The organism is Rhodococcus sp. DK176 (genome assembly GCF_038447315.2).
Lineage (GTDB): Bacteria > Actinomycetota > Actinomycetes > Mycobacteriales > Mycobacteriaceae > Rhodococcus_F > Rhodococcus_F jostii_A.
In genome coordinates this window covers 5,220,068-5,244,907 of the sequence record NZ_CP118321.2, presented here as the reverse complement: position 1 = coordinate 5,244,907, position 24,840 = coordinate 5,220,068, and the positions used below count along the sequence as shown (strand labels likewise).

Here is a 24,840-nt window from a genome sequence, read left to right as displayed (position 1 = left end):
GCTAGGGCGTGGCAGGTGACGGTCCGGCCGGCGGCCCGTCACCCACCTGTCCGTCCTTCGCTTTCGTGTCTCTCCGCATCTCGGCGAGATCCTCGCCGCGCTTGCGGTACGTGAAGCTGACTCCGGCGACGCCCAGGAACAGCACCACTCCGATGATGGCGCCGGCGAGCGACGCGCCGCGGAATCCGGGCGCGTCGACGTCCATGATCCGTTCGCCCGCGTGCGCTGCGCTGTTGCCGCCGAGCACCACACTGAGCGTCAGCAGGTTGGGCAGCACCACCAGGACACCGAGGATCAGCAACACGATCTGCACGGGCTTGAACCGGCGCCGGCGGAACAGCCGCCACGCTCCGCGGAACAGCAGCAGCGGCAGCAGGGTGCACAGGGTGCCGAACAGCAGTCCCCACAGGATGCCGCCGCCGAAGCTGCCGCCCGCCAGCCCTCCCACGTTCTGAGCCCACGCCCGCGGGAGGTAGGCCGCGAGGATGAAGTAGGCGATGACCAGTACCACCAGCAGGACTGCGATGCCGATGGCCTTCTTGGCCCACGCCGGCAGGCCGGATTTCGACGGTGTGGAGGTGGATGCGCTGTTGTCGGTCGTCATGACTGGTCTCCCTGCGTCGGCAACGGTTCTTCGTCCAGCACCTGCTCGGCCAGTCGCTTCGGGGCGACGAGCGTGTACGACGTCCTGATCCACTCACGGAGCTGTTCCCAGTGGGGCTCGTCCGCGTCCGCGACGTCCACTGCGATCCAGCCGTGTCTACCGAGACCGTATCCCGCGGGCTCGGCCCCCGGTTCCGTTGCGACGACCGCTTCGGCCTCGTCGACGGTGAGCTTCACCGTCAACCGGGTGGCCTCCACGTCACTGAACACGAAATTCTTCCCCCGCACCCGGAACGTCGGGTGTCCGTCCCATTGGGCGACGTCCACGCGCACGGCTTCGGGCAACTCGGCGACGATCTGTTCCAGGCGGCTCATGTTGTTGCCCATGTGACGATTGTCGGCAGCGCCCCGACCCACCGCAACCGGCATAACGGACACGCGGGATTCACTAGTGTCGGGTGTCCGGGGGTGTCGACGACGAACCCCATGACGAGGACGGCATCAATGGCATCGATCGACGACCTTCTGTCCCAGATCCCGATCAATCAGATCGCCCGGCAACTCGGCGTCGACGAGGCCACCGCCGAGACCGCGGTGAAATCGGCGCTCCCGACGCTCGTCGGCGGGCTCGGCGCCAACGCCGAATACCCGAACGGCGCTGCGTCGCTGCAGAGCGCGCTGCACGATCACAGCGGCACGACGCTTCTCGACGGCGGAATCGACATCGACCAGGTCGACACGGCCGACGGCGACAAGATCGTGTCCAACATCTTCGGCGGCGAACGTGACCGGGTGGCGAGCACGCTCGGCGGTGTGGGCGGCAGCGGAGTGGGCAGCGACCTCATGAAGCAGTTGCTCCCGATCCTCGCGCCGATCGTGCTGGCGTACATCGCCAAGCAGGTGACGGGCGGTGGAAGTTCCGCTCCGCAGACGCAGGGCGCCGGCCAGGCGGGCGGAGGTCTCGGGGACGTCCTGGGCGGGCTCCTCGGAGGCAGCGGCGGTTCCGGCGGGCTCGGCGGTGTTCTGGGTGGCCTGCTCGGAAAGGGTGCGGGCGGCGGACTGGGCGACGTGCTCGGCGGACTGCTGGGCGGCGGAAAGAAGTAGGTCCCCGGGGGCGGCGGGGCCACCGCCGCCCCCGGGTGGCGATATTCACACCTGGGGTGGATCGATTTCCCAGGAGACCGACGGCTCGGACGAACAGGCTCCCGCGCAACCGCCGACACGGCTCGAGTTACGGCGGGGAATCTGTGGGGACCGACAAAACTGTGATCGTCCACAACGGCCCGCGCGTCGCTGTGATGATCTCTCCCTGCGACGATTACGCTGGTCACCGCACACGCACGCTCATCAGTACACTGTCATGTAACGGTTCGCCGCGTCGCGGCGACACATCCCGGAAGATCCATTACGGATCGGTAACTTGGACGGTTCCCGGGCCGCCGACGGCGTTTACCAACCTACTTACGGTGCCGTAGGCTGAACAAAGTCAAATTGAGCTACATGGAGGCATTACACATGGCGAGGGATCTGACCCAACTCGAACTGCTGCAGGAGTTGTCGCCGGTTGCAGAAGAGAACGTCAACCGCCACCTCTCCATGGCCAAGGAATGGCATCCCCACGACTATGTTCCGTGGGACGAAGGACGTAATTTCGCCGCGATGGGCGGCACCGACTGGGATCCCGAGCAGTCGCAGCTCGACGAGGTCGCCAAGGCCGCGATGATCACGAACCTCCTCACCGAGGACAACCTGCCGTCGTACCACCGCGAGATCGCCGAGAACTTCTCGCAGGACGGCGCGTGGGGAACCTGGGTCGGTCGCTGGACCGCCGAGGAGAACCGTCACGGCATCGTGATGCGCGATTACCTCGTTGTGACCCGCGCCGTCGACCCCGTCCAGCTCGAGCGTTTCCGCATGGAGCACATGACCAACGGCTTCGCTTCCCCCGCCGACGTCGACGCCGGCTTCCTCCACTCCGTCGCCTACGTGACGTTCCAGGAACTGGCCACCCGCGTCAGCCACCGCAACACCGGTAAGGCGTGCAAGGACCCGATCGCCGACAGGATGCTGCAGCGCATCGCCGCCGACGAGAACCTGCACATGATCTTCTACCGCAACATGTGCGGCGCAGCCCTCGACCTCGCGCCCGATCAGGCGCTCGAGGCCATCAACATGATCGTCCAGAACTTCCAGATGCCGGGCGCAGGCATGCCGAACTTCCGGCGCAACGGTGTACTCATGGCCAAGCACGGCATCTACGACCTGCGTCAGCACCTCGAAGAGGTCGTGATGCCCGTCCTGCGCAAGTGGAACATCTTCGAGCGGACCGATTTCACCGCCCGCGGCGAAGAGGTCCGCGAGAGCCTCGGCAAGTTCCTCGAGAACCTCGAGGGCCAGGCCACCAAGTTCGAGGAGCAGCGCGACCGCATGCTGGCCCGCGAGGCCAAGAAGCGCGAGCAGAAGGCTTCGTGACGTAAACAGTTATCCTGTGCCCGGTACCGGATTCGGTACCGGGCACAGTTTCGTTCCAGCACTTTCGCAGAGGTCGTCAATGTCATCCCTTCGTATCGGATCGCTCGAGCTGCGCAGTCCGGTGGTTCTGGCCCCCATGGCCGGGATCACCAATGTCGCGTTCCGCACGCTGTGCCGTGAGCTCGAGACGGAGCGCGCAGGCAGCACGTCCGGCCTGTACGTCTGTGAGATGGTGACCGCGCGCGCTCTGGTGGAGCGGCAGCCCGCGACCCTGCACATGACGACGTTCGGCCCGACCGAGACGCCACGGTCGCTGCAGCTGTACACCGTCGACCCCGACACCACGTACGCTGCGGCCAAGATGATCGTGGACGAGAACATGGCCGACCACATCGACATGAACTTCGGCTGCCCGGTTCCCAAGGTGACCCGCAAGGGTGGCGGCGCGGCGCTGCCGTACAAGCGCACCCTGTTCGGTCGGATCGTCGCCGCCGCCGTGAAGGCGACCGAGGGGACCGACGTCCCGGTGACCGTCAAGTTCCGCGTCGGTATCGACGCCGAACACCACACGCATCTCGACGCAGGCCGGATCGCCGCCGGCGAAGGTGCGGCCGCGGTCGCACTGCACGCGCGTACCGCCTCGCAGCGGTACTCCGGCACGGCCGACTGGAACGAGATCGCCCGGCTCAAGGAGCACGTCACCGACGTGCCCGTTCTCGGGAACGGCGACATCTTCGCCGCCGAGGACGCGGCCCGCATGATGGAGCAGACCGGTTGCGACGGCGTCGTCGTCGGCCGCGGATGCCTCGGCCGGCCGTGGCTGTTCGCGGAGCTGAGCGCGGCACTGAACGGAAAACCGCAGCCCACTCCGCCGAATCTCGGCGAGGTGGCCACGATCATCCGCCGGCACGCGGAACTCCTCGCCGATCATCACGGCGAGGACAAGGGTCTACGTGAACTGCGCAAGCACGTGTCCTGGTACCTGCGCGGCTTCCCCGCAGGGTCCGAGCTGCGGGTCGCGATGGCCCTCGTGAGCACCCTGACCGAACTCGACGACCTCCTCGTCCAGCTCGATCCGACCATCCCGTTCCCCAAGGACGCCGAGGGACCGCGCGGACGGCAGGGTTCACCCGGCACGGTCGCGCTCCCCGAGGGGTGGCTCGACGACCCCGACGACTGCCTGGTGCCCGCCGGCGCCGACCTCATGCATTCTGGTGGTTAGCAGCACGAACGCGCGTCACCTCGCTACATGTGTGGAGCCTCGACGTTCGATAAGTACTATGGCTGGAATCCGTCGAGGCCGACGGAGGTCCGAGTCGGCGGAGAGGTCAGGTTGCATCGGTGGGTGATGATCACAGCTCGGACTCACCGACTCCCGAATCCCGTGCCCCCTGGGAGCGTCCTCTCGCGGATCCCAGCTACCGAGAAGCCCAGTCCGGACGGCCCCGGCGACTCCCGCCGCGGCAGCCACCGCCCGAACGGCGGCCTCCCGAGCAGACCGCGCCGCCCGAACGGACCGCGCCGCCCGGGCACCGGGCGCAGGTAGAACGCACCGAATCGTCCCGCCACGACAGCGGCCGGATCGGCCGCCGGGCCGCGGGTGGGCCCACCGAAGCGCTCTCCGTCGCAGACCTGGTGAAGAAGGTCTCCGGGGAGGAACCGAGCGCGCCGGACGATCCGGACAAGACCGAGATCATTCCCCCGATCGACGAGCGGCAGCCGCCGCCTCCCGGGGTTCCGCCGCGGGACACCCATGCCGCGCCTCCGCCGCCGGAGCCGGAGCCGGAGCCGGAGCCGCCGCAGAGCAAATCCGAGCCCGAACGGGTCGCGGATTCCGCCGAGACCACCGCGGTACCGCAGGTGGTCGGTAACCCGGGTACCACCCGCCTGGCTCTCAGCAAGACCCGCAAACGCAAGCGTCTCCGTGCAGCAGGACGCGCAGTCGTCGCACTCGTGGCGGTGATCGCACTCGCCGGAACCGGCATCGTTTGGGGTTACCTCCGCTCCACCGAGGGCAAGTTCGACCAGATCGCGGCACTCGACACGGAGTCGACCGACATCGTCGACGCCGTCGGGCAGACCGGTGACGAGACCTATCTCATCGTCGGCAGCGACACCCGCGCCGGCGCGAGCGGCGAAGTGGGTGCCGGAACCATCGACGACGCCGAGGGATCCCGCGCCGACACGGTGATGCTCGTCAACATCCCTGCCGACCGGAGCCGGGTGGTCGCGGTGTCGTTCCCCCGCGACCTCGATGTCGAGCGGCCCGTCTGCCAGGGCTGGGACAACGCCAGCGGCACCTACACCGAGGAGACCTTTCCCGCCGCCGACGGCGACAAACTCAACGCCACCTACGCGCTCGGCGGACCGAAGTGCCTGGTGAAGGTGATCCAGAAGATGTCGGGTCTGAAGATCGGCCACTTCGTCGGCATGGACTTCGCCGGCTTCGAGTCGATGGTCAACGAGATCGGCGGGGTCAAGGTCTGTACCACCCAGCCGCTCGAGGACGGCGTCCTCGGCACCGTTCTGCCGCAGGCGGGCACCCAGATGCTCGACGGCAAGACCGCACTGAACTTCGTCCGCGCCCGACATGTCGAGGCGGAGGGCAACGGCGACTACGGCCGCATCAACCGTCAGCAGAGATTCCTGTCCGCCCTGCTGCGGGGCGCCCTGTCCAGTCAGGTGCTGCTCAATCCCAGCAAACTGAACGGCTTCATCAACGCGTTCACCCGCGACACATTCGTCGAGAACATCGACACGAAGTCGCTGGTCACGCTCGGACGTTCATTGCAGAACGTCGATGCGGGCGCGGTCACGTTCCTGACGGTGCCCACCGCGGGGACCACCGAGTGGGGCAACGAGATTCCCCGCACCGACGACATCAAGGCCATCTTCCGCGCCATCATCGACGACGAGGCGCTGCCCGGCGAGAAGCGTGCGGAACCCCTGCCCTCCGCCCCCGAACCGCAGGCCGCGCCGGCGCCGCTGTCGGTCCAGGCCGTCGACCCGTCCAGCGTGACCGTGCAGGTGTCGAACGCGTCGGGTGAGTCGGGACTGGCCGCGACCGTGGCCGATTCACTGGCCGCCGAGGGGTTCCAGATCTACAACGTCGGCAACTACACGGGTACCAGCGGCGAGACCGTCGTCCGGTTCTCGCCGGGCCACGAAGCCGAGGCGGCGACCCTGGCGTCGTCGTTCCCGGGTGCGGTGCTCGAATCGACCACCGGACTCGGCACGGTCGTCGAGGTCGCGCTCGGTTCGGACTTCTCCGGGACCGTCCAGACGCCCAGTCCGATCGACACACCGCTCAGTATGTCGGGCGTGCGAGAGGGCCAGCAGGAGGACGTGGAAATCCCCGCGGACCTGGCAGTTGTGAACGCGGGCGACACGTCCTGCGAATGAGCGCCCGCCGGGTCACGTCGTTCACTCTGCGTTTACCGTGTGATCGTGACTTGGTTTCCCGTGCACCGTAGGCTGTGACCTCATGCGCGTGGCTTACAACGAACAGATGACCGAGCTTGCCGACTTGCTCGGTGAGATGGCGGGGCTTGCGGGGGTCGCCATGGAGCGAGCCACCCAGTCGCTGCTCCAGGCAGATCTTTCCCTCGCCGAGCAGGTGATCGGCGAGCACGACAAGATCACCGAGCTCAGCACCATCTGCGAGGAGCGGGCGTTCGCCCTCCTCGCCCTGCAGGCACCGGTCGCCGGCGACCTCCGCTCGGTCGTCAGCGGGATCCAGATCGTCGCCGATATCGACCGCATGGGTGCGCTGGCTCTCCACGTCGCCAAGATTGCGCGCCGCCGACATCCCAACCACGTGCTTCCCGAAGAGGTCAACGGCTACTTCGCCGAGATGGGACGTATCGCCGTCTCCATCGGCGCCGCTGCCCGCGAGGTTCTCGAGACGCGCGATCCGGAGCGGGCCGCGCGCCTGCGTGAAGAGGACGAGGCGATGGACGACCTCCACCGTCACCTGTTCACGGTCCTCATGGACCGGGAGTGGAAGCACGGCGTGGCCGCGGCGGTCGACGTCACCCTGCTCGGCCGCTTCTACGAGCGTTTCGCCGACCACGCCGTCGAGGTGGGCCGCCGGGTGATCTTCCTCGTCACCGGCAAGCTGCCCGACGAGACCCAGACGCCCGCCGTCGACGCCGACACCCTCACCTCGTACCCCGACCGGTAGAACTCCCCCAACACTTTTCGCGCGAACGGGACGCTCGTACGGTCAGACCGTACGAGCGTCCCGTTCGTTCGGCCGAGGTCACCCGAGGTCGCCTTCCGCAGACACGAGAACGCCCCGACCGCAGTAACGGCCGGGGCGTTCTCGTTGTGCTCGCTCTATCCGAAGCGGCCCGAGATGTAGTCCTCGGTGGCCTTCTGCGTCGGGTTGGAGAAGATCTTCTCGGTGTCGTCGATCTCGACGAGGCGGCCCGGCTTGCCGGTGGCCTCGAGGTTGAAGAACGCCGTCTGGTCACTCACACGCGCGGCTTGCTGCATGTTGTGGGTGACGATCACGATGGTGAAGTCCTTCTTCAGCTCCGTGATCAGGTCCTCGATCGCGAGAGTCGAGATCGGGTCGAGCGCCGAGCAGGGCTCGTCCATCAGCAGGACGTCGGGCGAGACCGCGATGGCCCGGGCAATGCACAGACGCTGCTGCTGACCGCCGGAGAGTCCGCCGCCCGGCTTGTCGAGACGGTCCTTGACCTCGGTCCACAGGTTGGCGCCGCGCAGCGACCGCTCGGCCACCTCGTCGAGACGCTTCTTGCTGCGCTCGCCCTGCAGTTTGAGGCCGGCCACCACGTTGTCCTTGATGGACATCGTCGGGAACGGGTTGGGACGCTGGAACACCATGCCGATCGTCTTGCGGACGCCGACCGGGTCGATGCCGGAACCGTAGATGTCCTCACCGTCGAGCAGGATCGAACCCTCCACGCGCGCACCGGGAGTCACCTCGTGCATGCGGTTCAGCGAACGCAGCACCGTCGACTTGCCGCACCCGGATGGGCCGATGAAGGCGGTCACGTTCCGCGGGGGGACGGACAGCCCGACATCGGCGACGGCGTGGAACTTGCCGTAGTAGATGTTGACGTCCTTGAGATCCAGACGCTTGGCCATTACCGGCTCCCTACTGATTGGTGTTCGAGATCGAGTGTATGTGTCACTTGCTGCGCACCTGTGAGAAGTGGCCGATGACCTTGGCCAGGATGTTGAGGATGGCAATGAGGAGAATCAGCGTGAGCGCCGCGCCCCAGATGCGGTTGGTACCGGCATCGGTCGGGTTGTTCATCTCGGCGACCATGACGCCGGGCAGCGTGCCCATCTCGCCACCGAACAGATTGAAATTGATGAAGGGTGCGTAACCCACGAGGATCAGCAGCGGCGCGGTTTCGCCCATCACCCGGGCCAGCGCCAGCATGACGCCCGTGATGATGCCGGGCAGTGCGGTGGGCAGCACGATCTTGGCGATCGTCTTCCACTTCGGAACGCCCAGCGCGTACGACGCCTCGCGCAGGTCCTGCGGAACGATGCGGAGCATCTCCTCCGTGCTGCGGACGACGACGGGAACCATCAGCAGCACCAGGGCGAGCGCAACGGCGAAGCCGGACTTGGGGAAACCGAACGTCGCGATCCACAGGGCGTAGATGAACAGGGCGGCCACGATGGACGGGACACCGCTCAGGATGTCGACCATGAACGTGGTCAGCTTCGCCAGCCGCGACTTCCGGTCGGCGTACTCGACGAGATAGATCGCGACGAACAGTCCGAGGGGAATGGACAGCACCGCGCAGACGATTCCCTGCAGAATCGTGCCGATCAGCGCGTGATAGATGCCGCCGCCTGCCGCCGAGGACGTCAGTCCGCTGAGCGAGTGGGTGAACCACGTGGCCGACGTCAGGGCAGGGATTCCCTTGATGACCGCGGTGACCAGGACCCACACCAGCGGGACCAGCGCCACGAGCACTGCCAGCGTCACGAGGACGGTGGCGGTCAGATCGATGATGCGTCGGCGGACACCGACCCCCTGGAAGGTGGGGGCCTTGACCGGCTTGTCGAGTGTCGCGGTCATGGGTCAGTCCTTCTTTCCTGCGATCACGGCGCGGGCAGCGGCGTTCACGACGAAGGTGAGCACGAAGAGCACCAGACCTGCGGCGATGTAAGCGCCGGCCTGAATGTTGTTGTTGAATTCCGCGTAGCCGAGGGCGATCTTGGAGGCGATGGTGGCGCCGCCGTCGAACAGCGACCATCCGAAGGGCTGCGACGTGGTGCGCAGGATCAGGTAGAGCGCCATGGTCTCGCCGAGGGCGCGACCCAAACCGAGCATCGATCCGCTGATGTAGCCCGACTTGCCGAACGGAATGATCGTGGTTCGCACCACTTCCCACCGGGTGGCACCCAGCGCGAGCGCTGCCTCGATCTGGGGCGTCGGAGTCTGCACGAACACCTCGCGGGTCACCGCGGTGATGACGGGAAGGATCATGACGGCGAGGACGATACCTGCGGTGAAAATGGTGCCACCGCCGGTGATGGAACCGCTTCCTGTCGCGAACAGCGGGAACCAGCCGAGCTTTTCGTTGAGCCACATGGCAAGCGGCCTGATCGCGGGAGCGAACACCAGCAGACCCCAGAGGCCGTAGACGATCGACGGCACGGCGGCCAGCAGGTCGATCACGTACGCCAGCGGACGTTTGAGCCAGTTCGGCGAGTACTCGGTGAGGAAGATCGCGATACCGAGTGCGACCGGCATCGCGAGGACCAGAGCGAACAGCGAGACGAGCACCGTCACCTGGAACAGGTCGAGAACACCGAACGCCATGGCGTTGATGTTCTGGGTGACCCACTCGCGGCTGGTGAGGAAGTTGACCTGATTCCGGCTCAGTGCGGGAACTGCGCGCCAGATCAGGAAGATGCCGATCGCGGCGATGAGGATGGAGATGAAGACGGCCGAGGTCGTTGCGAGGGATTTGAAGATCCGATCCCCAGGCCTGGCGGCGGCCTTGCCGCGGGGTGCACCTGCCGGAGTCGGGGTTTCGGCCTTGGTGGTACTCAACTCGGCCTCCGGGGTGCCGTTCGGACCGCCCACCCCGACTCCGCCGGTAGCGGAGCCGGAGGCGCGAGGTGCTGATTCGATGTGCGCTTCACTCATCTGCGCTCGCAATCTTTCCTGGTCAGAATATCGAGTCATGGGCGGGTCCGAACGATTAACGGTGCGATCAGCCGATGGCGGCGACCGATGCGTTCAGCTTCTCCTTCATGGAGTCGGGCAGCGGCACGTAACCCTGCTCGGCCAGGTTGCCCTGCCCCTCGTTGGCTGCGCTGGTCAGGAACGACTTGACCGCAGCGGAGGTGTCGGCGTCGTAGCCCTTCGAGCACACGATCTCGTAGGTGGCGAGCACCAGCGGGTACGCGCCCGCTTCCTTGGTACCGAAGATCGAGCCGAGGTCGAGGGTCAGATCGCCCACACCCTGACCCTTGAACTGCGCACCCTCGATGGCCTTCGCCGCGGACTCGTCGGACAGCGCGACGGGGCCGGAGCCGGTGTCGATCTGCGCGGCAGCAAGCTTGTTCTGGTCGGCGTAGGACTTCTCGACGTAGGTGATCGAGCCCGGGGCGGAGGCCACTGCCTGCGCGACACCGGCCGAACCCTTGGCGCCCTCACCGATTCCGCCGGTGAAGTCGGAACCGGCACCGGTGGTCCAGGCGCCGTTGGAGGCGGCCGTCAGGTACTGCTGGAAGTTGTCGGTGGTTCCCGACGAATCCGAGCGGATGATGGCGGTGACGTCCTGGTCGGGCAGGGTGGCGCCGGGGTTGAGCGCGGCGATGGCCGGGTCGTTCCACTTCTTGATGGTGCCGTTGAAGATCTTGGCGGTCACCTCACCGTTCAGCACCAGGTCCTCGACGCCGTCGAGGTTGTAGGCGATCGCGACGGGTCCGAAGACCAGCGGCAGGTTCCAGGCCTCGCCGCCGACGCAACGGGCCTTGGCCTGCTCGGCCTGCTCGGCCTTGATCGCCGAGTCGGAGCCGGCGAAGTCGATCTGGCCCGCGATGAACTGGGTCCGTCCGTCGCCGGAACCGCTGGGGTTGTACGCCAGGTTGACGGTCTTGCCCTTTTCCTGGCAGACGGAGATGTAGGTGGAGACGAACTGGTCCATGGCGTTCTTCTGGGCCGAGGAACCGGCCGCGGAGAGGTTGGCCTTGCCCTCGCACGTCGCGTTGGACGACGATGCGTCGACGCCGCTCGACGCCGCGTTGTTGTCGCTGCCACACGCGGCCAAGGTCATGGCACCCAGGGCCACTGCACCGAGCAGGGCGCCACTGCGCTTGAGATTCACCTAGTCCTCCGGAAATACCGTCTCGCCCGCGATCGGGCGGCGACATGAGGTGCGCTTCGTTGAAATCTGCACCAGGCAACACGGCGCTGCCCACGGAGAAACCTAGGGGTAGCTAATGTCCAGTTGGACCACGATCGGTGAACGGAAGGTGAACAGACCGCGCATTTGTCCACATTTCCGAGACGAACAACGAGTGCGGAAGTAGAGGAGCACCTCAGGCGCGCGCGTACGCGACGTCGGTGTGGAACCGCTCGAACCCGAGCCGGTCGTAGGTGTGCAGCGCCGATTCGTTGTCGCCCTCGACGTAGAGCAGCACCGCACCGAGCCCGCGGTCGCGCAGGTAGTGCAGCCCGGCGAGCGTCAGCAACCGGCCGAGACCACGTCCCTGGGCGTCGGGGCCGATCGCCACCACGTAGACCTCACCGATGGCCGGCTCGTCGCCCTGCTTCGGATGCACCTTGGTCCAGTGGAATCCGAGCAACCGCTGATCGTCCGAAGCGGCGAACGCCATGAACAGGCCGGACGGATCGAACCAGGCCTCCGCGCGGCGTTCGGCCAATTCGCGTTCGGTCCACGACCCCTGCTCGGGATGCCAGGCGAAGGCGGCAGCGTTGACCCGCAGGACCTCGGGATCGTCCTCGACGCCGCGGTACACGCGGAGTGAAATATCTTCCGGCACAACGAGTTCAGGGAGTTCCGCATCGGCGAGTGGACGCCGGAGCTGCAGGAGTTCGCGCGCACCGATCAGCCCGAGGCGCTGCGCCACCGCCTGCGCCGCAGGCAGGTTGCCGTGCGCCCACACCCGGGCGTCCGGACCACCCTCGGACAGGACCTCGGCGACCAGCCGGCCACCGATTCCGCGGCCACGCGCCGCAGGGTCGACGGCGAGTTCGGCCATCGCAGGATGATCCCCGCGCCCCGGCTGCAGCTGCGCGTACCCGACGATCCGATCGGCGTCGGTCTCCACGAGATGACGGACACCGTCGCTACCGGCGCCGGACACGGCGTGCACACCCTGCTCCGACACCGGCGCGGTTCCGTCCGCGGCCGTCGCGCGTTCGAGCAGTGCGGACACGTCCGCAGCCTGCTTGCCGTCGAGTCGATCAGTCCAGGACTGAACCGAAGCACTCACTGGATCGCCGGCCCTTCCGCGGATTCGAAGTCCGCATCCTCGGCGTCGAGGTCGTCGACGGGCGGCACCGGCACACCCGACTTGCTGCGGGTGGGACGGACGGCCTTGTAGCCGACGTTGCGGACTGTACCGATCAAGGATTCGTACTCGCTGCCCAGCTTTGCGCGCAGACGACGCACGTGGACGTCGACCGTGCGGGTACCGCCGAAGAAGTCGTAACCCCACACCTCCTGCAGCAACTGCGCGCGGGTGAAGACGCGACCCGCGTGCTGTGCCAGGTATTTGAGGAGTTCGAACTCCTTGTAGGTGAGGTCGAGGGGCCGGCCGCGCAGACGGGCCGTGTACGTGCCCTCGTCGATGACCAGTTCGCCCAGCGTGATCTTGCCGGAGGCCTCCGGGCTGGCGACGCCGCCGGTGCGTCCGACCAGCAGTCGGAGACGGGCGTCCACCTCGGCCGGACCGGTGCCCGGGAGCAGGATGTCGTCGAGGCCCCAGTCGGAATTGACCGCCACCAGGCCACCTTCGGTGAGCACCGCCACCACGGGAACCGCGGAACCCGTGCTGCCCAGCAGCCGGCAGAGGCCGCGAGCCGCCGCGAGATCGGTGCGCGCATCCACCAGGGCGATGTCGGCGGAGCTCGCTTCCAGGAGAGAGGACACCTCCGTCGGGGCTGGCCGCACCGAATGCGCCAGCAGGGCGAGGGCAGGAAGCACTGCCTCGGGGTTGGGGTCGGAGGTAAGAAGCAGTAGCTCCACACAGCCTCCCATCTCGTCGCCGTCGTACCCGGCCGGCCGACGGATCGTTCATCCGCCGGTCCAGGTAGATCGACACTGAAGGTATCGACACTTTTGTCGGTGACAGAGTAGCGCGCCGCCGTCGGCGTTCGTTGCACCGAACCCCGGCAAGCGGCGCGGAGGTCGCACCGACACTCCCCCGACCGGTGTCCGTCACAATGGGGCCGTGCGGAAACTCATCATCGGAATCGTCTTCCTCGTGGCTCTCGGTCTCGTCGTCGACTTCGGTTCGGCGGCCTACGCGGAGTACCGGGTGTCGCGGGAACTGCGGGCAGGCGCGTCCCTCACAGCGGATCCCGAGGTGACGGTTCACGGCTTTCCGTTCCTCAACCAGGCGTGGGACGGAAAGTACGAGAACATCGAGATCCGCGCGCAGGGAGTACAGAGTGACGTCGTGGGTGAGGTGACGGTCGAGTCCACCCTCCTGGGTGTCTCCGCGCCGCTGTCCGACCTCGTCGACGGCTCCGTGAAGACCCTTCCGGTCGATCACCTCTCCGGCCGCATGCTCATCGACGCCACCGACCTGGGACGCTTCCTCGACATCCCCGACCTGCAGGTTTCGGCCCCGCCGGCCAGTAAGTCGGACGGCACCGGCGGCTCCGGCGGCTCGGGGATGCCGACCGCGGGCGGCGTCGTCCTCACCGGCACGGTCCCCGTCGGGCCCATCGAAACCACGGTCAGCGTGCAGGCCGACCTGGTTCTCGACAGCGGTCAGGTGAAGATCGTCGCCAGCGACTTCTACTTCGGCCCCGAAGGCCACGCCGACTTCACCATCCCCGAACCCCTCGCCCCCGCGATCCTCGGCCTCTTCACCCGGACGATCGACCCCCGGGAACTACCGTTCGGCGTCCAGCCGACGGAGGTCTACGCGGAAGGCTCGCAGATCGTCATCGAGGGCGTCGGCAACAACGTCACGATCGACCTGAACGAACTGCAGAGCCGATGACCGGAATCACACTGTTACTGATCGCACTGTTCGCCGCCGTCGCGTTCGGGCTCGTCTGGCAACGCCGCCAGGGGACGGTCCGGAGTACCGGCGGGACGACCGCGGTCGTGACCGACCAGCGACGGCTACTCCTCGAGGCGGCGGGCGTCGGGCCGGCGTCGCCCGAGCACCCTCGACGGGCCACCGTTCTCCATTTCTCCGCCGACTGGTGCGGACCGTGCGCGGCGGTGCGCAGGGTGGTGGGACAGGTCGTCGCGGACCTCGCAGGTGAGCCGGAACCTCCCGTCGAAGTGGAGGTCGACATCGACGAGTATCCCGCTCTCGCCAAGGAACTCGGCGTTCTGTCGTTGCCGACGACGTTCATTCTCGACGCCGACCTGCAGCAACGCTTCCGGGTGTCCGGAGTGCCCGCCGCGACCGACCTGCGGGCCGCGCTGGAACCCCTCACCCGGCCCCCGGCTTCAAATTCCTGAAGAACCGGGTAAACTCGTCGTCGTGCAATCCAGCCACGAGCTCATGCTCACCCGTCGCCGCACAGTTGACCTGTGCCGCCTCGGGGCTTGTTGCTGTACCTGTTGCTGATCACCAGGGCTGTCGCTTTCTGCTGACACCGCGGATTCCGCGCACGTGATCGAACCCCCGATGACGACGTCGTCCGTCGTCGTTCGGCGCCAGGCAAGCATTCAGGACTCACCGCAGGAGCACTTCTCATGTCCACAACACTCGAGCTCGAGCAGGTCGACGTTCGTGGCCCCCGGTTCGCCGCCTGGGTCACCACCGCCGTCCTCGTCGCCGTCCTCGTCGTGTCGACGTTCTCGCTGGTCGCAGCAGGAATTCTGCTGGCGCTGCAAGCGGTCGTCTTCGCGGCAGGCGCAGCCACCGGGCCGCGACGCAGCCCGTACGGCCGGATCTTCGGCACCCTCGTCGCGCCGCGAGTCGCCCCGGTGAGTGAACGCGAACCCGTCGCACCGCTTCGCTTCGCGCAGCTCGTCGGTTTCGTCTTCGCCGTCGTCGGCACCGTCGGCTTCTTCGCCGGCTCCGGCGTCGTCGGCGCCGTGGCCACCGCATTCGCCCTGTTCGCGGCGTTTCTCAACGCTGCGTTCGGCATCTGCCTCGGCTGCCAGATCTATCCACTCATCGCACGCTTCCGCACGGCGGCCTGAAAGTTTCACACCCAGAACCACTGCACGATCCACCCGACACAAGTAAGTACACATCGAAAGGAACACCATGGCTCGCTCCGATGTCCTAGTCTCCGCCGACTGGGCTGAGCAGAACCTCAACGCCCCCAAGACCGTTTTCGTCGAGGTGGATGAGGACACCAGCGCATACGACGGCGGCCACATCGAAGGCGCCATCCGCCTCGACTGGCGGAAGGACCTGCAGGACGGCGTCCGTCGTGACTTCCTGAACCAGCAGCAGTTCTCCGATCTCCTGTCCGCCAAGGGCGTCGCCAACGACGACACCATCGTTCTGTACGGCGGCAACAACAACTGGTTCGCGGCGTACGCGTACTGGTACTTCAAGCTGTACGGCCACCAGGACGTCAAGCTGATCGACGGCGGCCGCAAGAAGTGGGAGCTCGACGGGCGTCCCCTCTCCAAGGAGACCGTCACCCGCGAGGCCACCCAGTACAAGGCCGAGGCCCCCGACCTGTCGATCCGCGCGTTCCGTGACGAGGTCATCGACGCCATCGGCAGCAAGAACCTCGTCGACGTGCGTTCGCCCGACGAGTTCTCCGGCAAGATCCTCGCTCCCGCGCACCTGCCGCAGGAGCAGGCCCAGCAGCGTGGACACATCCCCACGGCCATCAACATCCCGTGGAGCACCACCGCAAACGAGGACGGCACGTTCAAGTCGGACGACGACCTGGAGAAGCTGTACTCGGAGAAGGGCTACGACGAGTCCAAGCCCACCATCGCGTACTGCCGTATCGGCGAGCGCTCCAGCCACACCTGGTTCGTGCTCAAGGAGATCCTCGGCAAGTCCGATGTCAAGAACTACGACGGCAGCTGGGTCGAATACGGCTCGCTCGTCGGCGCACCCATCGAGTTGGAGGTTCACTGAGCCATGTGTGGAGCACCTGTACAGACCCAGACCCTGCCCGCGGGCGTCGACGTCGAGAAGGAAACGGTCATCACCGGCCGCGTTCTCGCCGCTGACGGCCAGCCGATCGGTGGAGCGTTCGTGCGTCTCCTCGACGGCGGCGGAGAGTTCACCGCCGAGGTCGTCGCCTCGGGCACCGGAGACTTCCGCTTCTTCGCCGCTCCCGGCGAGTGGACCGTGCGCGCACTGTCCAGCTCCGGCAACGGCACCTCGACGGTGAGCCCGTCGAGCGCAGGCGTGCACAACGTCGACGTCACGGTCGGCGAGTAATCACCAGCTGACGACACCAGAAGGGCCCCGCTCCGCATCCGGAGCGGGGCCCTTCTGTCGTGCGGACTCTACTTGCCCGGTGCCGCTGGAATGGTCTCGCCGCCCTTCTCGGACTGCGCGAGCGCCGTGATCCAGTCCACGACCTTCTCGCTCTCCCAGTACCAGGGGTCGTTCGGATTGTTGTTCCAGTAGAACAGGTGCTGGATGAAGCCCAAGAAGATGTACGGCTTGATCACCAGTTCGAAGACGTCCCTGTTGTCCTCCACGAACCCCGGGCCCTCGTCGGCGAGCTTCGCCTGCACGACCTCCGAACCGGGACCCATCGCCCAGTTGAGCGCCTCGACGATCTGCTCCTGGGACACCTGCATGTTCCGGTCCGGGCCGTCGGGGTCGTAGGTCCGGTCGGCGACCTTGCGGAGAACGTCGAGGAAGGACTCGTCGGAGACGAACCAGTCTTCGTGTGTGACGATGTGCACAATCGACCGCGCCGCCATGTTCGTCACCGCATTCGCGAAGTCGGAGACCGTCTGGCCCGGGTTCAGCAGGGTGAAGTGCATCTGTCCCAGCACCCCGAGTGCCAGTTCGAGGACGGCGATCTCCCGCGGCGCGTCGCAGGCGATGTCGTACGGGCGGCACGCGTACGTGATCTTGCCGTCCAGAGCGCCGTAGTCGGCAGGCCCGGAAGACATGAAACCGCCTCCGGGCGGGCCGGGTTCGCCCATCGAGGGGGTGCCCGCGGGACGGTACGGGTCGCCGATCAGCGCGACGCCGGCAATGTCGTCAGCGGTAACCAGAGCGTTGCTGTCGCGGTGGCCGAGTTCGCGCGACACCCTTTCGACCACCTCGGCACCGACGCTGTACCCGAGCAGTACGTACTTGGTGTCGTCGCCGCACTTCGTCTTGTTCTCGTCGAGGATCCTGTTGGTCGACGCGACACCCGCGGCCATCGAATCCTGGTATGTCGGAACAGGTTGCAGCAGACCAAGACCGTACGTGGACGGGTAGGGAACGTACATCCACCCCACCGTTCCCGGATCGTCCTTGTTGGCCTCGCCGGTCGGCACAGTCACGTTGCCCACCCAGTTCGACCAGAGCTGCCGATTCTCGTCCGCCAGAGGGTTGCGGTCCGCCGTCGAGTCGGTGGCGCCGGACACGGCGACGATCATCACGTCGGGGCAGTCGGCGGCGTAGTTGTTCGGATCGACACGATCCGTGTCGGCACTCCCCGAACCCGCGCTACCGGTGTCGGGCGCGGCGACGGCAAGACCGGGAGCGCCGAACGCGGACACGCTCAGCAGCAGCGCCGTCGCCGCGATCGCGGCCCGCACCGGACCGGCGACGGCAGTACTCGATCGAAGCATGGGACCTCCGGGAGGGACGGGAGACGAGACGACCGCATGAGGATGTTCGGAACCGACCTGGTGGTCGCCTTCGAGAAACCGTAGCCGCAGTCACGGTAAGTCGCCTCCCGTTTCGACCGTTCGACGAGTTCGGTTTAGGATGTCCCCGTGGTTATCTTCTTCGAGGTACTTCTTGTCCTTGCCGCCGTGTTGATCACGTGGTTCTCGCTCTACACGATCTACCGCCTGGTCACCGACGAGTCGTGAGTCAGAACCCGGACGCAGGCGCAGATCCGCCTTCCGAGCACCCGACTACGAGCGCGCCCGCTGGGGACACCCCCGCCGTGCGTCGTGGTAGCGGTGACGCTGCCGTCGCGGACGCCATCGAGCGTTCCAAGACGACGGCGGCGCGGAACATCCCGCAGCTTCCGGACCTTCCGCTGCCCGAGGACACCGCAAATCTGCGCCTCGGCCCGGATCTGAACAACGAACTCCTCGCAGTACTGCCCCTCGTCGGTGTGTGGCGCGGTGAAGGGGAAGGCCACGACCCCGACACGGGCGACTACCCCTTCGGGCAGCAGATCATCGTCTCCCACAACGGTGGCAACTACCTCAAGTGGGAATCCCAGACCTGGGTCCTCGACGCCGACGGCGAATACGTGCGCCCCGACCTCCACGAAACCGGCTTCTGGCGGATCAGCGGAGACGGCATCCCCGGCAGCACCAACGAGGAAGTCGTCGAACTCCTCCTCGCCCACAGCTCCGGCATCGTCGAACTGTTCTACGGTCAGGCCCTCACACAGTCGTCGTGGGAACTCGCGACCGACGTCGTGATCCGCAGCACCTCCGGTGTTCTCGTCGGCGGCGCCAAGCGTCTCTACGGCATCGTCGAGGGCGGCGACCTCGCCTACGTCGAGGAACGCATCATCGCCGACGGTGAGCTGCGTCCCCACCTCTCCGCGCGTCTGTCCCGCTACGTTGGCTAGCGCCCGTGAGTACTTATTAACCACGGGCGGTTGACAAGTACTCACGGCTCGGGTTATCCACAACCTGAGGTTCATCCACAGGTCAGTTGAGATCGGCCTGTTTCGGGCGAATCCTGTCGGTCGGCGTGCGCACCGTCGCGACCATGACGACTGCGACGATCGACTTCAGGCCCGAATTCCAAACAGTCCTCGACTATCAGCACGGCCTCGTCACGGCCCGGCAACTGCGCGGACTGGGTATCTCGACCCGGCAGATTCAGCACATGGTGGAGTCCGGCCAGTGGTCGGCGGTTCTGCACGGCGTCTACGCCGTCACCAACGGTCCGCTCGACCGGCCGATGAGACTGTGGGCGGCACTGCTGTTCGGCGGCCCCCGAGCGATTCTCAGCCATCGGACGGCCGCCGAGGAGTGGGGGCTGATGCCCGTCGACCCTGACGGGCCGATTCACGTCACCGTGCCCTACGGATTGTCTGCGGAGCCGCAGGGACCGACGTATCGGAAGGTCGGCCGGCGATCCGACCGTCCCGTTCCCCGCGAGGGCGATCTCCTGCACCCCGGGGTCGTGGTGCACCGATCCCGTGCGCACGCCCACATCCTCGTCCCGACGCTTCCGCCTCGAACGTCCCGGGCCGACACCGTCGTCGATCTCGCTGTCGCGGAGCCGTCGGCGGTCGCGGCCGCACGGCTCCTCGTGTCGGCGGTCACCGGCAGCGACATTCCGGTCCACGAACTTCTTCGACGGATCGAGCAGCGTCCACCGCGCAGATACCGCAAGGCTCTGACCGACGCTCTGACGTTCGTCTCCGGCGGAGTCCAGTCGATTCTCGAGCACCGATACGCCGTCGACGTGGAACTCGCGCACGGACTACCGGCCGCCCGACGACAGTCGCCTGTTCTGGTCGACGGAAGAACCCTCTACGAGGATGTCGACTACTCGGACAGCGGCGTTCCGCTCCTCGTGCGGCTGGACGGACTGCGGTACCACTCGTCGCGGTCGGTGGCTCTGCGCGATCGCCGTCGCGGCAACGCGGCGGAACTCGCAGGCAAGGCGACGCTGGTCTACGGCTGGGAGGAGGTGACACAGCGCTCGTGCGACGTCGCGGCCGAGGTGCGGACGGTGCTCGAGCGGGGCGGCTGGAGTGGTCCGAATCCGTGCCCGCGCTGCCGTGAGTACTTATTAACCACGGGCGGTTAATAAGTACTCACGGGCGCGGAGCGCACAACGGCCCCCGAGCCTTCCGGTGCGTGTGCACCGGGTCCGGTCTGGACCAGACCGGGGGCTCGGGGGCCGGGTAGCTGCCTGGGATTCGCTCGCCGCTCGCGCGGTCAGTGAATTCCGTCAGCGGTAGCGGCTAGCTGGCAGCCACCTCACGTGTCCGTCTGTCATTCAATTTCAGACCACCTCCTTCCTCGTGTACTGAAGAAAGTACGCCGCACTCACGGAGTCGGCAACGCATTTTCGCTCTCAGCTTTCTCCACCCGTATCACCAGGTCAGCGCTGGTATCCTCTGGGAGCTGGTGGGTGACCACCACGACGGTGCGCTGCGGCGGCACCAGTCCGCCGTCGCGCGAGAGCAGTCGCCGGAGCAGGTCGGCGCCCGCGTCGGCGTCGAGGTGCTCGGTCGGTTCGTCGAGCAACAACACCCGGGCGGGCGACAGCAGCGCCCTGGCGAGCAGCAGCCGGCGACGCTGTCCGCCGGACACCGCCCGGGCACCGCCCGCGAGGGTCGTGTGCACGCCCTCCGGCAGCCCCGACACCCATCCCCCGAGCCCGACGGACTCCAGAACGGTCAGCGCCTCCGCGTCCTGGATGTCGCCGCGCGCCACCCGCAGATTCTCGAGCACGGACGTGGCGAAGAGGTGCGCGTCCTCCGCGAAGAATCCGACGTTCCGGCGGAGAGCCTCGGACCTGATCCGGTGGAGGTCGAGTCCGTCGACATGGACCGTCCCCGACACCGGCGGGAGCAACCCCGCCAGGGTCATCAGGGTGGTCGTCTTCCCGGACCCGCTGCCTCCGACGATCGCGACCCGCGCGCCCGGCCGTAGGTCGAGGTCGAGCGGGGCGGTGACCTGCCCTCCGGGCCAGCCGCACCGCAGGTGCTTCGCGACGACCTCGGCGGGCCCGTCCAGTTCCCGGTCCCCGGGGTGCGGATCCGCGACGGCGGCGTCGAGCACGGCGAGTATGCGGCGCGACGCGATCCGGGCCCTGGTCAGCGCGACCGCCGCGGCGGGCAGCGCGCCCGTGGCCTCGAACGCGGACAGCGGCAGGAGCACGAGGACGCCCATCGCCATCGGGCTCATCGTCCCCGACGAGTACAGGTCCATGCCGATGAGTAGCGACGCGATCACGCTCACTCCCACCGCGAGCGGTGTGGCGGCGTCCGCGAACGCGCTGGGTGCGGCGGCACGGTCGGTGGCCGCGACCGCGGCGTGTTCGGAGCGGACCGCCCGCGACACGGTCCGGTCGAGGCGACCCGCGACGCGGAGTTCCACGGCGTGATCGAGCGCGGTGACGGCGTCCTCGCTGAACCGGGCACGCGCGTCGGCGCCGGACGTCTCGGCGAGGCGGGCGGCCCGTGCGGACAACCAGGGCGCCGCGACCCCCGACACCGCGAGCGCCACGGCGAGCACGAGCGCGGACGCGGGCGAGATCACCGCGAGGATGCCGACGGCGGCCACGGCCAGGACGACGGACACGGCGATGGGGACGATCGCGCGGACGACGACGTCACCGAGGGTGTCGACGTCGGCCCCGGTGCGGGCGAGCAGTTCGCCGCGGCGCAGGCCGGCAGCGGCTGCGGGGTCGCCGTCGGCCAGCCGCTGGTACAGCTGGGTGCGGGCGGACGTGGTCCCCCGCAGCGCGGTGTCGTGGGTGGCCAGCCGCTCGAGGTACCGGAAGACGCCGCGGGAGATGCCCAGCGCGCGCACCGCCACGACGGCCACGCTGAGGTCCAGGACGGGCGGCATCTGCCATGCCCTCGTGATCAACCACGCCGACAGCGCCGCCAGCGCGAGCGCACTGCCCAGTGTGGCCACACCGGCGGCGACGGCCCGCACCACCCGCCCCGGTTGCAGGTCGAGGAGCGGCAACGCCCGGATCAGCGGGTCACGCGACATCTGCGCTCACCTCGATCACCCGGTCGGCGGCCGCGAGCACGGTCGGCCGGTGCCCCACCACGACGACCGTCCGGCCGGCGGCGGCCAGGCTCCGCAGCGAATCGAGCACGGTGCGCTCCGACGCGTCGTCGAGGTGCGCGGTGGGTTCGTCGAGCACCAAAACGGGACGCCGGGTGGCCAGCACGCGGGTCAGCGCGAGCCGCTGCCGCTGTCCGAGCGACAGTCCCGTTCCACCGGACCCGACGCGCGTGTTCCAGCCGTCGGGGAGTTCGGCGAGGACCTCGTCGAAACCCGTCGCCGCACAGGACTGTTCGAGGTCGACGACCTCACCGATGAGCCGGAGGTTCTCGTCCAGGGTGCCGGGAACGAGGACGGGGTGCTGCGGGAGCCACGCCACCTGCGCCCACCACGCGGACCGGTCGAGCGAACTCACGGGGGTGCCCGCCACGCGCACCTCCCCGCGCTCGGGTTCGACGAGGCCGAGGAGTGCCTGCACCGCAGTCGATTTCCCGGAACCGTTGGGTCCGGTCAGCACGGTCACCGCACCGGGTTCGAGGGCGCCGGTCAGTCCGCGCGGCGCCAGGCCGTGCCGTGACGGGACGTCGATGCCGTCGAATTCGATTCGCGCCCCGGCCGCGTCGACCACGACCGCACCGTCGGCGGCGGCGGCGTCGTCGGGACGATCGGTATCGATGACGGCGAAGGCCCGGCTCGCCGCGGCCATTCCGTCCTCGGCGGCGTGGAACTGGGTTCCGACCATCCGCAGCGGGAGGTACACCTCGGGAGCGAGAATCAGCGCCACGATTCCGGCTTCGAGTTCCATCCCCCCGTACACCAGCCGCAGTCCGATGCTCACGGCGACGAGTGCGACGCAGAGCGTGGCCAGCAGTTCCAGCACCATCGACGACAGGAACGCCACCCGCAGCGCCGACATCGTGGTGTGGCGGTGGGCGTCGCCGAGTTCACGCACCCGCGTCGCCGGTCCCTGTTCGCGGCCCAGCGCGCGGAGCGTGGGCAGGCCGGCCAGGAGGTCGAGCAGTTGGGAGGACAGGGTGGTCATCGCGGTCAACGTCTTGGCGGCCTTGCCCTTGGTGAGCAGGCCGATGAGGATCATGAAGATCGGGATGAGCGGCAGCGTGACGAAGATGATCGCCGCCGACGTCAGATCCTGAAACGTGATGACCGCGAGCGTCGCCGGAGTGAGCGTCGCCGCGAGGACCAGTGCCGGGAGGTACCCGGTGAGATACGGCACGAGACCGTCGATTCCGCGGGTGAGCACGGTCGCGATCTCGTCCCGCCGCGGGTCGAGTTCGCGCGGTCGCAGGCGGGTGGCGACGCCGAGCACCTCCCCCTTCAGCTCCGCCACGACCCGCGTGGCGGAGCGGTGCGCGAACCGGGACTGCAGCCAGGTGCCGAGCACCCGCACTGCCACCGCCGTCGCGAGGACCGCCAGTTCGGTGGACCACCGGCCGACGTCGGTGGCGTCGTCGACGATGACCCCACCGAGCACCCGGCCGATCATCAGCGCCGACACGATGACCATCGCCACGTTGACGACCGACAGCGCGACCGTGAGGACGAGGTACCCGCGGGCCGCCGCGGAGTAGCGCCAGAGGCGGGGGTCGACGGGATGCCGGGAACCTCGCTCCCCGCCCGGGCGCTCGTCAGCGGGGCGTGGTGCGTCGCCTACCGCTGTGCTCATCTGCGCCCGAGCGGGAGACCGATCGACGGCGGGATGTGCTTGGTCGAGATCCGTTGGCGGAATACCCAGTACGTCCAGCCCTGGTAGATCAGCACCACCGGGGTGAGGAAGGCTGCGGCCCACGTCATCACCTTCAGCGTGTACGGACTCGACGAGGCGTTGTCGATGGTCAGGTTGTACGCGGCGTCCAGTGTGGACGGCATGACGTTGGGGAACAGCGAGCCGAACAGCAGTGCCACCGTGGCGATGACCGCGATCGACGTGAGCAGGAAGGCCCAGCCCTCCCGTTCGGCGCGGGTGAACGCGACCACCCCGAGGAGTGCGGCGGCGGCGATCGCGACGAGGATCCACGTCCAGCCCTTGCCGTGCGCCAGCTGTGTCCACAGTACGAACGCGCCTGCCACCGGAACGGCCGGGATCGCCAGCCGGGACGCCAGTTCGACGGCGTCCGTGCGTACTTCGTCGGCCGTCTTCAGGGCGAGGAACACTGCACCGTGCAGCGCGAACACGAGCGCGGTCGTCAGACCACCCAGCAACGCATAGGGATTGAGCAGATCGAAGAGGCTCGAGGTGACCTGCTTGTCGGCGTCGATGTCGACGCCCCGGACGATGTTGGCGAACGCGACACCCCACAGCACGGCAGGCACCCAGGACCCGAAGACGATGCCCCAGTCGCACCGCCTGCGCCAGGTGTCGTCGTCGATCTTGCCGCGGTACTCGATGGCGCAGATCCGGACGATGAGCGCGACGAGAATGATCAGCAGCGGCAGATAGAAGCCGGAGAACAACGTGGCGTACCACTCCGGGAACGCGGCGAACAACGCGCCGCCACCGGTGATGAGCCACACCTCGTTGCCGTCCCACACGGGGCCGATGGTGTTGAGCACCACCCGCCGCCGTGTGTCCCCGTTCGGGTCCTTGCGCCTGCCCAGCACCGGCATCAGCATGCCGACACCGAAATCGAATCCCTCGAGGACGAAGTACCCGATGAAGAGCACCGCGATCAGGATGAACCACACTTCTTGAAGTCCCATGACCGTT

Annotated in this window: 24 protein-coding genes; 12 read left to right on the top strand and 12 right to left on the bottom strand. The window is 67.5% G+C overall.

Translation table 11 applies throughout. The annotated features are described in order from the left end of the window. Position 1: 1 nt before the first annotated feature. Both PSR88_RS24815 and PSR88_RS24810 read right to left on the bottom strand, forming a co-directional pair. Positions 2-604 carry a hypothetical protein gene (locus PSR88_RS24815; protein ID WP_009477933.1) on the bottom strand — a complete coding sequence of 201 codons (603 nt, stop codon included), beginning with the start codon at positions 602-604 and terminating at the stop codon, positions 2-4. Next, positions 601-990 carry an MmcQ/YjbR family DNA-binding protein gene (locus tag PSR88_RS24810; protein WP_009477932.1) on the bottom strand — a complete coding sequence of 130 codons (390 nt, stop codon included), beginning with the start codon at positions 988-990 and terminating at the stop codon, positions 601-603. The genes PSR88_RS24815 and PSR88_RS24810 overlap by 4 nt, the downstream gene beginning before the upstream one ends. Before the next feature lie 117 nt (positions 991-1,107). Between PSR88_RS24810 and PSR88_RS24805 the strand changes: the two genes are divergently transcribed. From PSR88_RS24805 to phoU, 5 genes are all read left to right on the top strand, one after another. Continuing rightward, a complete protein-coding gene (locus PSR88_RS24805) occupies positions 1,108-1,707 on the top strand; it encodes a DUF937 domain-containing protein (protein ID WP_016883917.1) in 600 nt (199 codons plus the stop codon). Positions 1,708-2,118: 411 nt separating this feature from the next. Further along, positions 2,119-3,075, top strand: a complete 957-nt coding sequence (locus tag PSR88_RS24800; RefSeq protein ID WP_009477930.1) for an acyl-ACP desaturase — start codon at positions 2,119-2,121, stop codon at positions 3,073-3,075. Between the two features lie 79 nt (positions 3,076-3,154). Continuing rightward, a complete protein-coding gene (gene dusB, locus PSR88_RS24795) occupies positions 3,155-4,297 on the top strand; it encodes a tRNA dihydrouridine synthase DusB (protein WP_009477929.1) in 1,143 nt (380 codons plus the stop codon). A 119-nt stretch (positions 4,298-4,416) separates the two neighbouring features. Further along, positions 4,417-6,477 (top strand): LCP family protein, encoded by a 2,061-nt coding sequence (locus tag PSR88_RS24790; RefSeq protein WP_016883919.1) that lies wholly within the window; start codon positions 4,417-4,419, stop codon positions 6,475-6,477. An 82-nt stretch (positions 6,478-6,559) separates the two neighbouring features. Beyond that, a complete protein-coding gene (gene phoU, locus PSR88_RS24785) occupies positions 6,560-7,258 on the top strand; it encodes a phosphate signaling complex protein PhoU (protein WP_011597165.1) in 699 nt (232 codons plus the stop codon). A gap of 155 nt (positions 7,259-7,413) precedes the next feature. Here phoU and pstB read toward each other — a convergent pair whose 3' ends face one another. From pstB to PSR88_RS24755, 6 genes are all read right to left on the bottom strand, one after another. After that, complete coding sequence (gene pstB, locus PSR88_RS24780) at positions 7,414-8,190, bottom strand: phosphate ABC transporter ATP-binding protein PstB (RefSeq protein WP_007301060.1); 777 nt, start codon at positions 8,188-8,190, stop codon at positions 7,414-7,416. Positions 8,191-8,233: 43 nt separating this feature from the next. Continuing rightward, on the bottom strand, positions 8,234-9,142 hold the full coding sequence (gene pstA / locus PSR88_RS24775) for a phosphate ABC transporter permease PstA (RefSeq protein ID WP_011597164.1): 909 nt from the start codon (positions 9,140-9,142) through the stop codon (positions 8,234-8,236). Between the two features lie 3 nt (positions 9,143-9,145). Beyond that, positions 9,146-10,219, bottom strand: a complete 1,074-nt coding sequence (gene pstC / locus PSR88_RS24770) for a phosphate ABC transporter permease subunit PstC (RefSeq protein ID WP_029539592.1) — start codon at positions 10,217-10,219, stop codon at positions 9,146-9,148. A 67-nt stretch (positions 10,220-10,286) separates the two neighbouring features. Further along, positions 10,287-11,405: a phosphate ABC transporter substrate-binding protein PstS gene (pstS, locus tag PSR88_RS24765; RefSeq protein WP_011597162.1), complete on the bottom strand. Its 1,119-nt coding sequence runs from the start codon at positions 11,403-11,405 to the stop codon at positions 10,287-10,289. Between the two features lie 214 nt (positions 11,406-11,619). Beyond that, positions 11,620-12,537 (bottom strand): mycothiol synthase, encoded by a 918-nt coding sequence (gene mshD, locus PSR88_RS24760; protein WP_011597161.1) that lies wholly within the window; start codon positions 12,535-12,537, stop codon positions 11,620-11,622. Further along, positions 12,534-13,292 carry a winged-helix domain-containing protein gene (locus tag PSR88_RS24755; RefSeq protein ID WP_009477922.1) on the bottom strand — a complete coding sequence of 253 codons (759 nt, stop codon included), beginning with the start codon at positions 13,290-13,292 and terminating at the stop codon, positions 12,534-12,536. Before PSR88_RS24755 ends, mshD begins: the two co-directional genes overlap by 4 nt. Before the next feature lie 205 nt (positions 13,293-13,497). On the opposite strand from PSR88_RS24755, the gene PSR88_RS24750 reads away from it, so the two are divergent. The 5 genes from PSR88_RS24750 (at position 13,498) to PSR88_RS24730 (ending at position 16,653) form a co-directional block, all read left to right on the top strand. Beyond that, positions 13,498-14,277: an LmeA family phospholipid-binding protein gene (locus PSR88_RS24750; RefSeq protein WP_009477921.1), complete on the top strand. Its 780-nt coding sequence runs from the start codon at positions 13,498-13,500 to the stop codon at positions 14,275-14,277. Further along, positions 14,274-14,750, top strand: coding sequence for a thioredoxin family protein (locus PSR88_RS24745; protein ID WP_016883921.1), 477 nt, complete (start codon positions 14,274-14,276; stop codon positions 14,748-14,750). The genes PSR88_RS24750 and PSR88_RS24745 overlap by 4 nt, the downstream gene beginning before the upstream one ends. 237 nt (positions 14,751-14,987) lie before the next feature. Then, on the top strand, positions 14,988-15,440 hold the full coding sequence (locus PSR88_RS24740) for a DUF4395 domain-containing protein (RefSeq protein WP_016883922.1): 453 nt from the start codon (positions 14,988-14,990) through the stop codon (positions 15,438-15,440). Positions 15,441-15,507: 67 nt separating this feature from the next. Further along, entirely contained in the window at positions 15,508-16,344 is an 837-nt protein-coding gene (locus tag PSR88_RS24735; protein WP_009477918.1) for a sulfurtransferase, read from the top strand. Positions 16,345-16,347: 3 nt separating this feature from the next. Beyond that, positions 16,348-16,653, top strand: a complete 306-nt coding sequence (locus PSR88_RS24730; RefSeq protein WP_005244353.1) for a DUF1416 domain-containing protein — start codon at positions 16,348-16,350, stop codon at positions 16,651-16,653. A gap of 68 nt (positions 16,654-16,721) precedes the next feature. Here PSR88_RS24730 and PSR88_RS24725 read toward each other — a convergent pair whose 3' ends face one another. Continuing rightward, positions 16,722-18,014: a cutinase family protein gene (locus tag PSR88_RS24725; protein WP_016883923.1), complete on the bottom strand. Its 1,293-nt coding sequence runs from the start codon at positions 18,012-18,014 to the stop codon at positions 16,722-16,724. Positions 18,015-18,256: 242 nt separating this feature from the next. Here PSR88_RS24725 and PSR88_RS24720 point away from each other — a divergent pair, with 242 nt between their 5' ends. Both PSR88_RS24720 and PSR88_RS24715 read left to right on the top strand, forming a co-directional pair. Continuing rightward, entirely contained in the window at positions 18,257-18,979 is a 723-nt protein-coding gene (locus PSR88_RS24720) for an FABP family protein (RefSeq protein ID WP_037197635.1), read from the top strand. Positions 18,980-19,065: 86 nt separating this feature from the next. After that, a complete protein-coding gene (locus PSR88_RS24715; protein WP_016883924.1) occupies positions 19,066-20,175 on the top strand; it encodes a type IV toxin-antitoxin system AbiEi family antitoxin domain-containing protein in 1,110 nt (369 codons plus the stop codon). A 242-nt stretch (positions 20,176-20,417) separates the two neighbouring features. Here PSR88_RS24715 and cydC read toward each other — a convergent pair whose 3' ends face one another. From cydC to cydB, 3 genes are read right to left on the bottom strand one after another with little or no spacing between them, the layout of a single operon-like run. Next, positions 20,418-22,097, bottom strand: a complete 1,680-nt coding sequence (gene cydC / locus PSR88_RS24710) for a thiol reductant ABC exporter subunit CydC (RefSeq protein ID WP_016883925.1) — start codon at positions 22,095-22,097, stop codon at positions 20,418-20,420. Further along, entirely contained in the window at positions 22,087-23,799 is a 1,713-nt protein-coding gene (cydD, locus tag PSR88_RS24705) for a thiol reductant ABC exporter subunit CydD (RefSeq protein WP_011597153.1), read from the bottom strand. The genes cydC and cydD overlap by 11 nt, the downstream gene beginning before the upstream one ends. Further along, positions 23,796-24,833 carry a cytochrome d ubiquinol oxidase subunit II gene (gene cydB, locus PSR88_RS24700; protein ID WP_009477911.1) on the bottom strand — a complete coding sequence of 346 codons (1,038 nt, stop codon included), beginning with the start codon at positions 24,831-24,833 and terminating at the stop codon, positions 23,796-23,798. Before cydB ends, cydD begins: the two co-directional genes overlap by 4 nt. Between the last annotated feature and the right edge of the window lie 7 nt (positions 24,834-24,840).

What these genes read in the sequence shown, in the direction of transcription:
- PSR88_RS24740 (WP_016883922.1), top strand. Translation starts at nt 14,988, where the DNA reads ATGTCCACAACACTCGAGCTCGAGCAGGTCGACGTTCGTGGCCCCCGG.
- cydB (WP_009477911.1), bottom strand. Translation starts at nt 24,833, where the DNA reads ATGGGACTTCAAGAAGTGTGGTTCATCCTGATCGCGGTGCTCTTCATC.
- PSR88_RS24815 (WP_009477933.1), bottom strand. Translation starts at nt 604, where the DNA reads ATGACGACCGACAACAGCGCATCCACCTCCACACCGTCGAAATCCGGC.
- cydC (WP_016883925.1), bottom strand. Translation starts at nt 22,097, where the DNA reads ATGTCGCGTGACCCGCTGATCCGGGCGTTGCCGCTCCTCGACCTGCAA.
- cydD (WP_011597153.1), bottom strand. Translation starts at nt 23,799, where the DNA reads ATGAGCACAGCGGTAGGCGACGCACCACGCCCCGCTGACGAGCGCCCG.
- PSR88_RS24800 (WP_009477930.1), top strand. Translation starts at nt 2,119, where the DNA reads ATGGCGAGGGATCTGACCCAACTCGAACTGCTGCAGGAGTTGTCGCCG.
- dusB (WP_009477929.1), top strand. Translation starts at nt 3,155, where the DNA reads ATGTCATCCCTTCGTATCGGATCGCTCGAGCTGCGCAGTCCGGTGGTT.
- pstA (WP_011597164.1), bottom strand. Translation starts at nt 9,142, where the DNA reads ATGACCGCGACACTCGACAAGCCGGTCAAGGCCCCCACCTTCCAGGGG.
- pstC (WP_029539592.1), bottom strand. Translation starts at nt 10,219, where the DNA reads ATGAGTGAAGCGCACATCGAATCAGCACCTCGCGCCTCCGGCTCCGCT.
- phoU (WP_011597165.1), top strand. Translation starts at nt 6,560, where the DNA reads ATGCGCGTGGCTTACAACGAACAGATGACCGAGCTTGCCGACTTGCTC.
- PSR88_RS24725 (WP_016883923.1), bottom strand. Translation starts at nt 18,014, where the DNA reads ATGCTTCGATCGAGTACTGCCGTCGCCGGTCCGGTGCGGGCCGCGATC.
- pstB (WP_007301060.1), bottom strand. Translation starts at nt 8,190, where the DNA reads ATGGCCAAGCGTCTGGATCTCAAGGACGTCAACATCTACTACGGCAAG.
- PSR88_RS24730 (WP_005244353.1), top strand. Translation starts at nt 16,348, where the DNA reads ATGTGTGGAGCACCTGTACAGACCCAGACCCTGCCCGCGGGCGTCGAC.
- PSR88_RS24745 (WP_016883921.1), top strand. Translation starts at nt 14,274, where the DNA reads ATGACCGGAATCACACTGTTACTGATCGCACTGTTCGCCGCCGTCGCG.
- PSR88_RS24810 (WP_009477932.1), bottom strand. Translation starts at nt 990, where the DNA reads ATGGGCAACAACATGAGCCGCCTGGAACAGATCGTCGCCGAGTTGCCC.
- PSR88_RS24735 (WP_009477918.1), top strand. Translation starts at nt 15,508, where the DNA reads ATGGCTCGCTCCGATGTCCTAGTCTCCGCCGACTGGGCTGAGCAGAAC.
- PSR88_RS24805 (WP_016883917.1), top strand. Translation starts at nt 1,108, where the DNA reads ATGGCATCGATCGACGACCTTCTGTCCCAGATCCCGATCAATCAGATC.